Raw genomic sequence first — 13,038 nt, 5'->3', positions numbered from 1 at the left:
TTTTCTTTACAACGATTGAGGAGGGGTTCAAACGTGAAAGTAGCAATTGCATCAGACCATGGTGGCATTCGGATTCGTGAGGAAATTAAAAAACTCATGGATGAAATGGGGATTGAATATACAGACTTTGGGTGTGAGTGTGAAACATCGGTCGATTATCCGGATTATGCTCTGCCAGTTGCGCAAAAAGTGGCGAGCGGTGAATTTGACCGCGGGATTTTGATTTGCGGAACAGGAATTGGCATGAGCATTGCCGCAAACAAAGTGAAAGGAATTCGTTGTGCGCTCGTTCATGACGTATTTAGTGCAAAAGCGACGCGCGAGCATAACGACAGCAATATATTAGCGATGGGCGAGCGCGTCATTGGACCAGGACTAGCGCGCGAGATTGCAAAAGTATGGCTGACAACCTCATTTGAAGGAGGCCGTCACGAAAAACGCATTCAAAAAATTTCCGCTTATGAAAACGAGCAATAAAGGTGGGATTGTCGTGACGGACATGGAACAATGGCGTAGTCAATGGCAAAAGGCGCTTGCTGAGTTTCGTGCTCAAGTGTCACTGACGGAAAAAGATGTTATCGTCATCGGATGTAGCACAAGTGAAGTCATTGGAGAAAAAATTGGGACGGCAGGAACGATGGACGTGGCGGCGATGTTGTTTCAACAATTAAAACGGTGGCGCGATGAAACAGGTGTACAGCTTGCATTTCAATGTTGTGAACATTTAAACCGAGCATTAGTTGTCGAACGACAAACGGCGATGATAAAGCAGCTTGAAATCGTGAGCGTTATTCCCGTTCGCAACGCAGGAGGAGCGATGGCAGCATATGCATATACGCAGCTAGATGACCCTGTCGTCGTTGAACATATTCGTGCAGATGCGGGGATTGATATTGGCGCTACATTAATCGGTATGCATTTGAAACATGTTGCGGTTCCTGTTCGCACATCGATTAAGCAAATTGGGCATGCGACCATTACATTTGCAAAAACGAGACCGAAACTGATCGGGGGCGAGCGTGCCGTCTATTCACAAGAAAAGGCGAACAAATCATGTTCACTAGGTTAATTTTGTTCACTTTTTCATTTAAAAATGTGTTAAGATAAAAAAGAATATTCACAATTTAGGGGAGGATTGTCAATGAGTCGCTTGTCACAGCAAGATCCGCAAGTATTTCAAGCTATTCAAGATGAATTGAAACGACAACAAACGAAAATCGAGTTAATTGCATCGGAAAACTTCGTTAGTGAAGCTGTCATGGAAGCGCAAGGATCGGTATTAACGAACAAATATGCCGAAGGATATCCGGGACGTCGATATTACGGCGGTTGTGAACATGTTGATGTCGTTGAAGAGCTTGCGCGCGAACGTGCAAAACAATTGTTCGGAGCCGAGCATGCAAATGTTCAGCCACATTCTGGTGCACAAGCAAACATGGCGGTATATTTTACGATTTTGCAGCATGGGGATACTGTACTTGGCATGAATTTGTCACACGGAGGGCATTTGACGCACGGAAGCCCGGTGAACTTTAGTGGTATCCAATACAACTTCATTGAATACGGTGTCGATCCAGAAACTCACCGTATTAACTACGACGACGTCCGTGAAAAAGCATTAAAACATAAACCGAAATTGATCGTTGCTGGGGCAAGCGCATATCCTCGCACGATTGACTTTGCGAAGTTTCGTGAAATCGCTGATGAAGTAGGCGCTTATTTCATGGTTGATATGGCACATATCGCAGGGCTTGTGGCGGCAGGTTTGCATCCGAATCCTGTTCCGTATGCACATTTTGTCACGACAACGACGCATAAAACGTTGCGCGGTCCGCGCGGGGGCATGATTTTATGCCAAGAGCAGTTCGCCAAACAAATTGATAAAGCGATTTTCCCAGGCATTCAAGGCGGCCCGCTCATGCATGTCATCGCCGCAAAAGCCGTTGCGCTCGGTGAGGCGTTACAAGACGATTTCAAAACATATGCGCAAAACATTGTGAACAATGCGAAACGTCTAGCGGAAGCGCTAGTGGCAGAAGGTTTTACACTTGTTTCAGGTGGAACAGACAATCATTTATTATTAATTGACCTTCGTTCAATCGGATTAACAGGAAAAGTGGCTGAAAAAGTGCTTGATGAAATCGGTATTACAGTCAATAAAAATACGATTCCATATGACCCGGAAAGCCCGTTTGTCACAAGCGGTATTCGCATCGGTACAGCAGCAGTAACGAGCCGTGGCTTTGGACTCGAAGAAATGGACGAAATTGCACGTATCATTTCTATTGCGCTCAAACATAAAGATGACGAGCAAAAATTAGACGAAGCGCGCCGTCGTGTGGCTGCGTTAACTGAAAAATTCCCATTGTATGCATAATGATAGGTGTCCCGGACTGGGGCACCTTTTCTTCAGTTGAATCATCCGTTGTTTTTATGTAAAATTTACAAGAATGCATATTACAAAAAGGGGCGACTGACATGAGTAAAGTGTACGTATTTGATCATCCGTTAATTCAACATAAGCTTACATACATTCGCGACAAACATACAGGAACAAAAGAGTTTCGCGAGCTTGTTGAAGAAGTGGCGACGCTCATGGCGTTTGAAATTACACGCGACTTGCCGCTTCAAGAAGTTGAAATCGAAACACCTGTCAGCAAAGCGAAAGCGAAAGTGATCGCAGGGAAAAAATTAGGCATCATCCCGATTTTGCGAGCAGGGATCGGAATGGTGGACGGCATTTTGAAGCTTATTCCAGCCGCAAAAGTTGGACATATTGGTTTATATCGCGACCCAGAGACGTTAAAACCTGTTGAATATTATGTAAAGCTTCCGACTGATGTCGAAGAGCGCGACTTCATTGTCGTCGATCCGATGCTTGCGACAGGTGGTTCAGCTGTTGAGGCGATTCATGCGCTGAAAAAACGCGGCGCGAAAAACATTAAGTTTATGTGTTTAATCGCTGCACCAGAAGGGGTAGAGGCCGTGCAACAAGCCCATCCAGATGTTGATATTTACATTGCCGCATTAGACGAAAAATTGAACGATCACGGCTATATCGTACCAGGTCTTGGCGATGCCGGAGATCGTCTATTTGGAACGAAGTAAGGTGGGCACGATGAATAGACGAAAAGTCATGACCATTTTCGGTACGAGACCGGAAGCGATTAAAATGGCACCGCTCGTGTTAGAATTGCAAAAATATGAAGATATTGAGTCAATTGTGACTGTCACAGCTCAACATCGTCAAATGCTTGATCAAGTACTTGATATTTTTGGTATTCAGCCACATTACGATTTAAACATTATGAAAGAGCGTCAAACGCTTGTTGATATTACGACAAGGGCGCTTGCTGGCTTAGACGATGTCATGAAAAAAGTAAAACCAGACATCGTTCTTGTCCATGGCGACACAACAACGACATTTGTCGCTAGTCTGGCAGCGTTTTATAACCAAATTGCCGTCGGGCATGTGGAAGCAGGACTTCGAACGTGGAATAAGTACTCGCCGTTTCCAGAAGAAATGAATCGACAATTGACGGGAGTATTAGCTGACTTGCATTTTGCCCCAACCGCGAAAGCAGCGGAAAATTTACGTGCAGAAAATAAGCCAGAGCACGCCATTTTCATTACAGGTAACACGGCGATTGATGCGTTAAAAACGACGGTGCGTGAAGCGTATACGCATCCGATTTTAGAAAAGGTAGCGGGAAGCCGTATGATTTTATTGACAGCACACCGCCGTGAAAACCTTGGCGATCCGATGCGAAATATGTTCCGTGCAGTCAAAAGGCTTGTGGAAGATTATGATGATGTGCAAGTTGTGTATCCTGTTCATTTAAATCCTGTCGTGCGCGAGTTAGCGAACGACATATTAGGAAACGATGAACGTATTCATTTAATCGAGCCGTTAGATGTGATCGACTTCCATAACTTTGCGGCAAGGGCGCATATCATTTTAACGGACTCAGGTGGCGTGCAAGAAGAAGCCCCTTCACTTGGTGTGCCTGTTCTCGTATTGCGCGATACGACGGAGCGCCCTGAAGGCATCGAAGCAGGAACGCTCAAGTTAGCTGGAACGGATGAACAAACGATTTACACGCTAGCAAGTGAACTATTAACAGATGAAAAAGCATATGACCAAATGGCAAAAGCGTCAAATCCGTACGGTGATGGATGGGCATCGAAGCGGATTGTCGAAGCGATTCGCTACTATTTCAAACAAAGCGATGTTCCGCCAACGCCATTTCAGCACGAAAAAGGGATGTGATGACGCATCCCTTTTTCTTTCCAAAAATTTTCCCTGTTTTTGTGACCGAACGCATTGACATCGTGTTTTCACTATTGTATGCTTACAAAGGGATAAGGATAACCTTTTTAAAAATACAGTAAATTCTGAAAATGAAAAGTGAGGCTTTCGTATGCGACAACATGAGCGCCATCCGTTTCGAGCGATCGGTTTGATGACGGCGATATCTTCCCAACTTGTCGGCTCTGTTTTAGTTGGGATTTTCGGAGGGCGTTTTGTCGATGAACGATTTGGCACTGAACCGCTTTTTTTAATTGTCGGGTTGCTTCTTGGGTTGGCGGCTGGTGTTTATGCGATGATTCGCCTCATTCGCTCATTTTTTTCAGGAGAGGAAAAATGAACGAGCTACAGCAACATTGGCGGCGTCACAAATCATACATACTATATTTGCTGGTGGTTTACGTGCTTGGCTGGGCGTTTACGCCTTATTCGCAAGCGTTTTCAAGTTTGTTTCTCGGGACAGTCATCAGCTTATATAACGGCTGGACGATGGTGCGAAAGGTGGAACGGTTTGGACAAGCGGTTGCGTCAGGGCAAAAAGCGCGCTCGCTCGGTATGATGTCACGCATGGCTGCGGCTGCCTTGGCTGTTTTCATTGCTTTTCGCTGGCCAGATCAATTTTCTGTTGGGTGGATCGTATTGGGATTAATGACATCTTATATTGTCATTATAATAGATTTCTTTTTCCAAAAAACAAAAGGGGAAGAGAGGTGAGTACAGATGCATCACGAAGCTCCTTTATACACGTTGTTTGGCTTAACATTTAACTTGGCCAACGTATTAATGATTACGGTTACATCCGTCATTGTGTTTGTCATTGCCGTATTAGCAACACGCAACTTAGCGATGAAGCCAACGGGAATGCAAAACTTTCTTGAATGGGTCATGGATTTTGTCAAAGGCATTATTAAAAGCAATATGGATTGGAAAACAGGTGGACGCTTTCATATGCTTGGGATGACGCTCATCATGTACATTTTTGTAGCGAATATGCTTGGTCTACCATTTTCAGTCGTCATTGACAACAAGTTGTGGTGGAAATCCCCAACCGCTGACCCGGTTGTGACGTTAACGTTGGCAACGATGGTTGTGGCGTTATCGCATTACTACGGCATCAAACTTAACGGTTTCAAAGAATATGCAAAAGGGTTCGTTAGCCCGATGCCAATTTTATTCCCGCTAAAAATCATTGAAGAGTTTGCGAACACATTAACGCTCGGTCTCCGTCTATACGGAAACATTTTTGCGGGTGAAATTTTGTTAGCGCTCTTGGCGGGAAGTTTAGCGACAGGAGTCGGCGGAACGATTGCGGCGATCATTCCAACGATCGCATGGCAAGGATTTAGTATTTTCGTCGGCGCGATCCAAGCGTTCATTTTTACAATGTTAACAATGGTTTATATGGCGCACAAAGTGAGTCATGACCATTAATTTTCATACACATTCATTTCAACATAAAAAATTGAAGGAGGACTTTTCAAATGGGTGTATTAGCAGCTGCAATTGCAATTGGTTTAGCGGCACTTGGTGCTGGTATTGGTAACGGTTTAATCGTATCTCGTACAGTAGAAGGAATTGCACGTCAACCAGAGGCGCGCGGTATGTTACAAACAACAATGTTCATCGGGGTAGCGTTAGTCGAAGCGATCCCAATCATCGCGGTCGTTATCGCGTTCATGGTTCAAGGTCGCTAGAACTGAGCGCTCGTTCGAAACGAGCTATAACTGCATACGGAAACGAAACTCGTTCAACAATGGCGAAGATCATTCCATGAGAACCTTCGCCATTCCTTTATGTTCGTACGCACACGTTCCGATCGATAATTCGGGCGATTTTTGAAGGGAGTGAAACGCGCGGTGGTAAACATGTTTGTATTAGGTGCTGGTGGACATGGGTTCAACGGCGGCGACATCTTATTTCAATTAATCATGTTCCTCTTGCTCATGTTCTTGCTTCGTAAATATGCGTTCGGTCCGTTAATGGGCGTTATGAAACAACGCGAAGAGCATATTGCGAACGAAATTGAGCAAGCAGAAAAGCATCATCAAGAAGCGAAAAAGCTTGCAGAAGAACAACGCGAATTAATGAAAAAATCACGCCAAGAAGCGCAAGCACTGATTGAAGAAGCTCGCAAGCTTGGCGAAGAGCAAAAAGAGCAAATCATTCAAGCGGCTCGCCAAGAAGCGGAGCGCCTAAAAGAAGCAGCGAAAAAAGAAATCGCACAAGAGAAAGAACAGGCGATGGCAGCATTGCGTCAACAAGTTGCTTCGTTATCCGTACTCATTGCATCAAAAGTCATTGAAAAAGAGTTGAGCGAACAAGATCAAGCGAAGCTGATTAGCGAGTACATTCAAGAGGTAGGAGAAAGCCGATGAACAAACAAGTCGTAGCGAAACGATATGCGTCGGCACTTTTTGAAATTGCGAAAGAACAACAGCTTCTGGATCAGCTCGAACAAGAACTTCGCGTCGTCAAACAAGTGTTTGCACAAAATGAAGCGCTTCTTTCTGTGTTAAATCATCCGAAAATTGCACTAGCGAAAAAGAAAGCGCTCGTTCAAGAAGCATTTGCAAACATTTCGACGGTATTGCAACATACGCTCATGTTGCTTTTAGATCGCCATCGCATCGATATCGTCAACGATTTAGCTGATGCGTTTATTGCGCTAGCGAATGAGGCGCGCGGTGTAGCCGAGGCGATCGTTTATTCCGCTCGTCCGTTAACGGAAGATGAAACGAATGCGCTTGCAGATGTGTTTGCGAAAAAAGTCGGCGTCGATACGCTTCGCATCACGAACATCATCGATAAAGATGTGATCGGTGGCGTCAAAGTGCGCATCGGAAACCGCATTTTCGACGGAAGCGTCAGTGGAAAATTAGCAAGATTACAGCGACAGTTAACTCGCTAACATTTATAGATAGGGGTGAAATGCATGAGCATCAAAGCGGAAGAAATTAGCGCGCTGATAAAAAAGCAAATTGAAAACTATCAGTCTGAAATCGAAGTGAGCGATGTCGGTACAGTCATTCAAGTCGGTGACGGAATCGCTCGTGCTCATGGCCTCGACAACGTCATGTCAGGAGAGCTTGTTGAGTTTGCCAACGGCGTCATGGGATTGGCGCTAAACTTAGAAGAAAACAACGTCGGTATCGTTATTTTAGGGCCGTACACAGGTATTAAAGAAGGCGATGAAGTACGTCGCACAGGTCGCATTATGGAAGTGCCAGTCGGTGAAGCGTTAATCGGTCGTGTCGTGAACCCATTAGGACAACCGGTAGACGGGCTTGGTCCAATTGAAACGACAGAAACTCGTCCGATTGAAAGTCCAGCCCCTGGCGTAATGGATCGCAAATCTGTTCATGAGCCATTACAAACGGGAATTAAGGCGATTGACGCGCTTGTTCCAATCGGTCGCGGTCAACGTGAGTTAATTATCGGAGACCGTCAAACAGGTAAAACGTCCGTTGCGGTAGATACAATCATCAACCAAAAAGGTAAAAACATGATTTGTATTTATGTCGCAATCGGACAAAAAGAATCAACAGTTCGTAACGTCGTTGAAACGTTGCGTAAATATGGTGCATTAGATTACACAATCGTCGTTACAGCATCTGCGTCACAACCAGCTCCGCTTTTATTCTTAGCGCCATATGCGGGCGTAACGATGGGTGAATATTTCATGTATAAAGGACAACACGTCCTCGTTGTATACGATGATTTATCCAAACAAGCGGCAGCGTATCGTGAGCTTTCGTTATTATTACGTCGTCCACCAGGTCGTGAAGCGTACCCAGGTGACGTATTCTACTTGCATTCTCGCTTGCTTGAGCGCGCAGCAAAATTAAGCGATGCGAAAGGTGCAGGTTCATTAACAGCGTTGCCGTTCGTTGAAACACAAGCAGGTGACATTTCAGCATACATCCCAACAAACGTCATTTCTATTACGGACGGACAAATTTTCTTGCAGTCTGATTTGTTCTTCTCAGGTGTGCGTCCAGCGATTAACGCCGGTCTTTCTGTATCGCGCGTCGGTGGTGCAGCGCAAATTAAAGCGATGAAAAAAGTATCAGGTACGCTCCGTCTTGACTTAGCGGCATATCGCGAATTAGAGGCGTTTGCACAATTCGGTTCCGACCTTGACAAAGCGACACAAGCAAAACTTGCTCGCGGTGCGCGCACAGTTGAAGTGTTGAAACAAGGTTTACATGAGCCACTACCAGTTGAAAAACAAGTAGCGATTATTTACGCATTGACACGCGGCTTTTTAGATGACATTCCAGTAGAAGACATTCGCCGCTTTGAAAAAGAGTTCCATGCGTGGTTAGATAAAGACGAAAACGGTCAGAAACTAATGGAACATATTCGCACAACAGGCGATCTTCCAAACGAAGAAGACTTCAACAAAGCGATTGAAGCGTTCAAAAAGACGTTTGTTGTATCCGAGTAAGAAAAGTGAGCGGAACAGCATAGCTGTTCCGTCCCCTTTCAACAATTGAGCGAAAAAGGTGGTGAAACCTTTGGGAGCATCGTTACGCGATATAAAAGCACGCATTAACACGACAAAAAAGACGAGCCAAATTACAAAAGCGATGGAAATGGTCTCGGCATCGAAATTAAACCGTGCTGAGCATAACGCAAGATCGTTTACACCGTATATGGAAAAAATTCAAGAAGTTGTGGCGAGCGTTGCGCTTGGTAGCAATGACGCTTCTCATCCAATGCTCGTAAAGCGCCCGGTAAGAAAGACGGGATATTTAGTAATTACATCGGACCGTGGCTTAGCTGGCGCCTACAATAGCAACGTGCTTCGTACCGTTTTTCAAACAATTCAAGAGCGTCACCGTTCGGCAGAAGAGTATGCGATTATTGCAATCGGTCGCGTCGGTTTAAACTTCTTTAAACGCCGCAATATCCCGGTAGCTCTACATATTACCGGTTTGCCGGACCAGCCGACATTTGCGGACATTAAAGAAATTGCGAACAAAACAGTAAACATGTTTGCAGATGGTACGTTTGATGAATTGTACATGTTTTACAACCATTTTGTAAGCGCCATTCAACAAGATGTGACGGAGAAAAAGCTATTGCCTTTAACGGATTTAGCTTCTGATAAAAAGTTGACAACTTACGAATTTGAACCGTCACAAGAAGAAATTTTAGAAGTATTGTTGCCACAATACGCTGAAAGCTTAATTTATGGTGCGTTGCTTGATGCGAAAGCGAGCGAGCATGCGGCGCGGATGACAGCCATGAAAAACGCAACAGACAACGCAAAAGAATTGATTCGGACACTTACGCTTTCTTACAACCGTGCCCGCCAAGCAGCGATTACGCAAGAAATTACAGAGATTGTGGCCGGAGCGAACGCATTGCAATAAGGTTGATTAGCAGTTAGGAGGGAAAACGATGGCAAAAGGACGCGTTATTCAAGTTATGGGTCCTGTTGTAGACGTCAAGTTCGAAGACGGACACTTACCTGCGATTTACAACGCCCTAAAAATTAAACATAAAGCGCGTAGCGAAAAAGAAGTCGACATCGACTTAACGTTAGAAGTAGCCCTTCACCTTGGGGACGACACAGTGCGCACAATTGCGATGTCAACGACAGACGGATTAGTGCGTGGTATGGAGGTCATCGATACAGGAGCACCGATTTCAGTTCCTGTTGGTGAAGTTACACTCGGACGCGTATTTAACGTATTAGGAGAACCAATTGACTTAGGCGAAGACATTCCAGAAGATGCTCGTCGCGACTCCATTCACCGTCCAGCACCAAAATTTGAACAACTTTCAACACAAGTTGAAATTTTAGAGACAGGAATTAAAGTTGTTGACCTTCTCGCCCCTTACATTAAAGGTGGAAAAATCGGATTGTTCGGTGGTGCGGGCGTAGGAAAAACGGTTTTAATCCAAGAGTTAATTAACAACATCGCGCAAGAGCACGGTGGTATTTCTGTATTCGCCGGCGTTGGTGAGCGCACGCGTGAAGGAAACGACTTGTATCATGAAATGAAAGACTCTGGCGTTATTAATAAAACAGCGATGGTATTCGGTCAGATGAACGAGCCACCTGGAGCACGTATGCGCGTAGCATTAACAGGATTAACAATGGCGGAATATTTCCGTGACGAACAAGGACAAGACGTATTGTTCTTCATCGACAACATTTTCCGTTTCACACAAGCAGGTTCAGAGGTTTCAGCGTTATTAGGACGCATGCCTTCGGCGGTAGGTTACCAACCGACACTTGCGACAGAAATGGGTCAATTACAAGAGCGGATTACATCGACAGCTGTCGGTTCGGTTACGTCGATTCAAGCGATTTACGTACCAGCGGACGACTACACAGACCCAGCACCAGCGACAACGTTCGCACACTTAGATGCGACAACAAACTTAGAGCGTAAATTATCAGAGATGGGTATTTACCCAGCGGTAGACCCGCTCGCATCGACATCTCGTGCGCTTTCACCTGACATCGTTGGGGAAGAGCATTACCAAGTTGCACGTAAAGTACAACAAACGTTGCAACGCTATAAAGAATTGCAAGATATTATCGCCATCCTTGGTATGGATGAGCTTTCTGAAGAAGATAAACTTGTCGTTCATCGCGCTCGTCGCATTCAGTTCTTCTTATCACAAAACTTCCACGTCGCTGAACAGTTTACAGGACAACCAGGTTCATATGTTCCTGTAAAAGAAACAGTTCGTGGCTTTAAAGAAATTTTGGAAGGAAAATATGACCATCTTCCAGAAGATGCGTTCCGCTTAGTCGGCCGTATTGAAGAAGTTGTTGAAAAAGCGAGAAAAATGGGCGTAGAAGTTTAATAAGGGACCGAGGAGGATTTTTTCATGAAGACGATTAAAGTCAGTGTCGTAACTCCGGACGGCCCAGTATATGAAGCGGATGTGGAAATGGTGAGCGCTAAAGCGCAAAGCGGCGAACTCGGCGTGTTGCCAGGGCACATTCCGATGGTCGCACCGCTAGAGATTGGCGCAGTTCGCTTAAAAAAGGGAAATGCGACTGAACTTGTAGCGGTGAGCGGTGGCTTTTTAGAAGTTCGCCCTGATCGTGTAACGATTTTGGCGCAAGCTGCAGAACGAGCAGAAGATATTGACGTTGCGCGGGCAAAAGCGGCGAAAGAACGGGCTGAACGCCGTTTGCAAGCGAAACAAGATGAAATTGATCATAAACGGGCAGAATTAGCTTTACGTCGTGCAATTAACCGTTTAAATGTGGCAAATCGTCACTTTTAACCCTAAGAGCATTGTCTCTTAGGGTTTTTTGTTTATTTTTGGAACAAGTTTTATCGACACATATGTGAAGAAGTGATATAATGTTATCGGTTACAGTCGTAATAGTGTGATGTTTTTGAAAAATGTGTATAAAGTCACAAAGGGGTGGGACATCGTTGAACGTTTATGTAAACAGTTATGTAGTCGTCTTTGTGTTTCTTTGTTTAGGTATTTTACTTCCGATCGTTGCGCTCACAGCGGGACGTTTTCTTCGTCCACATGCGCCAAATGCAGCGAAACAAACGACATACGAAAGCGGATTAGATCCGTTTCACGATTCGCGAGTGCAATTTAATGTGCGGTATTACATTTTTGCATTATTGTTCGTTATTTTTGATGTAGAGACTGTATTTTTATATCCGTGGGCGGTCGCGTTTGAAAAACTCGGTGCATTTGCGCTCATTGAAATGCTTATTTTCGTCGTCATGTTGTTAATTGGACTTGTGTATGCTTGGAAGAAGAAGGTGTTAAAATGGATGTAAAATTATTGAACGTATCAGATCAAGAAATGGAAGAAATGCGTCGCAACGTTTTTTTAACGACATTAGAACAGTTAAAAGCATGGGCGCGTAGCAATTCCTTATGGCCACTCACGTTTGGTCTTGCCTGTTGTGCGATTGAAATGATGGGAGTTGGTTCTTCGCATTACGATTTAGACCGCTTCGGCTCTTTCTTTCGCACATCGCCTCGTCAATCAGACGTCATGATCGTTTCAGGAACGGTGACGAAAAAAATGGCTCCCATTGTTCGCCGTTTATATGATCAAATGCCTGAGCCGAAATGGGTCATTGCGATGGGTTCATGTGCGACAGCAGGTGGGCCATATGTGAAATCGTATTGCGTCGTGAAGGGTGTCGATCAAATTGTACCTGTTGACGTATACATTCCAGGCTGTCCACCAAATCCAGCTGCATTAATTTATGGCATTAACAAACTAAAAGAGAAAATTCGCTACGAAGCGAAAACAGGAAAGAAGGTGCTGTAAATGAGCGAGGAAAAAGATTTACAGCAACTAAAAAAAGAAGCAGCGGAACGCGCAAAACAATTAGCAAAAGAGCGACTGGCAGCGAAGCAAGCAGCGGAACAAACTGAGCCTCCGCTCGAAAGCGAAGATGACCTTGCGCTTGCGAAGAAAAAAGCGGCGGCAGCGGCGAAGGCGAAAGCTGCAGCGCTGGCAAAACAAAAAGCGATGGAGTCTGGAGACTTAAGCGAAGAAGAATTAGCGAAGAAAAAAGCGGCAGCAGCGGCGAAGGCGAAAGCTGCAGCGCTGGCGAAACAAAAAGCGATGGAGTCTGGAGACTTAAGCGAAGAAGAATTAGCGAAGAAAAAAGCGGCGGCAGCGGCGAAGGCGAAAGCTGCAGCGCTGGCGAAACAAAAAGCGATGGAGTCTGGAGACTTAAGCGAAGAAGAATTAGCGAAGAAAAAAGCGGCGG

17 protein-coding genes and 1 pseudogene are annotated in these 13,038 nt (G+C 45.0%); all 18 read left to right on the top strand.

The window, feature by feature from the left end; genetic code table 11:
• Nucleotides 1-33: 33 nt before the first annotated feature.
• Nucleotides 34-477, top strand: a complete 444-nt coding sequence (rpiB, locus tag HNR43_RS06985) for a ribose 5-phosphate isomerase B (protein WP_183242488.1) — start codon at nt 34-36, stop codon at nt 475-477.
• Nucleotides 478-499: 22 nt separating this feature from the next.
• The gene (locus HNR43_RS06980) at nt 500-1,069 is read left to right on the top strand and encodes a TIGR01440 family protein (protein ID WP_246346274.1); all 570 of its coding nucleotides are present in this window, start codon (nt 500-502) and stop codon (nt 1,067-1,069) included.
• A gap of 72 nt (nt 1,070-1,141) precedes the next feature.
• Nucleotides 1,142-2,377 carry a serine hydroxymethyltransferase gene (glyA, locus tag HNR43_RS06975; RefSeq protein ID WP_183242484.1) on the top strand — a complete coding sequence of 412 codons (1,236 nt, stop codon included), beginning with the start codon at nt 1,142-1,144 and terminating at the stop codon, nt 2,375-2,377.
• A 101-nt stretch (nt 2,378-2,478) separates the two neighbouring features.
• A complete protein-coding gene (upp, locus tag HNR43_RS06970) occupies nt 2,479-3,108 on the top strand; it encodes a uracil phosphoribosyltransferase (protein WP_009360966.1) in 630 nt (209 codons plus the stop codon).
• A 10-nt stretch (nt 3,109-3,118) separates the two neighbouring features.
• On the top strand, nt 3,119-4,270 hold the full coding sequence (gene wecB, locus HNR43_RS06965) for a non-hydrolyzing UDP-N-acetylglucosamine 2-epimerase (RefSeq protein ID WP_183242482.1): 1,152 nt from the start codon (nt 3,119-3,121) through the stop codon (nt 4,268-4,270).
• A 151-nt stretch (nt 4,271-4,421) separates the two neighbouring features.
• Nucleotides 4,422-4,649 (top strand): AtpZ/AtpI family protein, encoded by a 228-nt coding sequence (locus HNR43_RS06960; protein WP_035049382.1) that lies wholly within the window; start codon nt 4,422-4,424, stop codon nt 4,647-4,649.
• Nucleotides 4,646-5,023: an ATP synthase subunit I gene (locus HNR43_RS06955; protein ID WP_183242480.1), complete on the top strand. Its 378-nt coding sequence runs from the start codon at nt 4,646-4,648 to the stop codon at nt 5,021-5,023. Before HNR43_RS06960 ends, HNR43_RS06955 begins: the two co-directional genes overlap by 4 nt.
• A 6-nt stretch (nt 5,024-5,029) precedes the next feature.
• Nucleotides 5,030-5,740 carry a F0F1 ATP synthase subunit A gene (gene atpB, locus HNR43_RS06950; protein WP_006319877.1) on the top strand — a complete coding sequence of 237 codons (711 nt, stop codon included), beginning with the start codon at nt 5,030-5,032 and terminating at the stop codon, nt 5,738-5,740.
• Between the two features lie 50 nt (nt 5,741-5,790).
• Nucleotides 5,791-6,003: a F0F1 ATP synthase subunit C gene (gene atpE / locus HNR43_RS06945; protein WP_003253662.1), complete on the top strand. Its 213-nt coding sequence runs from the start codon at nt 5,791-5,793 to the stop codon at nt 6,001-6,003.
• 171 nt (nt 6,004-6,174) lie between these two features.
• Nucleotides 6,175-6,684: a F0F1 ATP synthase subunit B gene (gene atpF, locus HNR43_RS06940; RefSeq protein WP_183242694.1), complete on the top strand. Its 510-nt coding sequence runs from the start codon at nt 6,175-6,177 to the stop codon at nt 6,682-6,684.
• Entirely contained in the window at nt 6,681-7,217 is a 537-nt protein-coding gene (locus HNR43_RS06935) for a F0F1 ATP synthase subunit delta (protein ID WP_183242478.1), read from the top strand. Before atpF ends, HNR43_RS06935 begins: the two co-directional genes overlap by 4 nt.
• 24 nt (nt 7,218-7,241) lie before the next feature.
• Nucleotides 7,242-8,756 (top strand): F0F1 ATP synthase subunit alpha, encoded by a 1,515-nt coding sequence (gene atpA, locus HNR43_RS06930; RefSeq protein ID WP_009360961.1) that lies wholly within the window; start codon nt 7,242-7,244, stop codon nt 8,754-8,756.
• A 70-nt stretch (nt 8,757-8,826) separates the two neighbouring features.
• Nucleotides 8,827-9,687, top strand: coding sequence for a F0F1 ATP synthase subunit gamma (locus tag HNR43_RS06925; RefSeq protein WP_183242476.1), 861 nt, complete (start codon nt 8,827-8,829; stop codon nt 9,685-9,687).
• Nucleotides 9,688-9,715: 28 nt separating this feature from the next.
• A complete protein-coding gene (gene atpD / locus HNR43_RS06920; protein WP_183242474.1) occupies nt 9,716-11,137 on the top strand; it encodes a F0F1 ATP synthase subunit beta in 1,422 nt (473 codons plus the stop codon).
• Nucleotides 11,138-11,161: 24 nt separating this feature from the next.
• On the top strand, nt 11,162-11,566 hold the full coding sequence (locus tag HNR43_RS06915; protein ID WP_032101314.1) for a F0F1 ATP synthase subunit epsilon: 405 nt from the start codon (nt 11,162-11,164) through the stop codon (nt 11,564-11,566).
• A 122-nt stretch (nt 11,567-11,688) separates the two neighbouring features.
• Nucleotides 11,689-12,087, top strand: a complete 399-nt coding sequence (locus HNR43_RS06910; RefSeq protein WP_012576182.1) for an NADH-quinone oxidoreductase subunit A — start codon at nt 11,689-11,691, stop codon at nt 12,085-12,087.
• On the top strand, nt 12,078-12,590 hold the full coding sequence (locus HNR43_RS06905) for a NuoB/complex I 20 kDa subunit family protein (protein ID WP_006319894.1): 513 nt from the start codon (nt 12,078-12,080) through the stop codon (nt 12,588-12,590). The genes HNR43_RS06910 and HNR43_RS06905 overlap by 10 nt, the downstream gene beginning before the upstream one ends.
• Nucleotides 12,591-13,038, top strand: a pseudogene (locus tag HNR43_RS06900) (NADH-quinone oxidoreductase subunit C); the annotation flags it as partial. It lies immediately after the preceding gene.

It is taken from the genome of Anoxybacillus mongoliensis (assembly GCF_014201515.1).
Classification (GTDB): domain Bacteria; phylum Bacillota; class Bacilli; order Bacillales; family Anoxybacillaceae; genus Anoxybacillus; species Anoxybacillus mongoliensis.
This window is presented reverse-complemented; position numbering and strand designations above follow the sequence as displayed.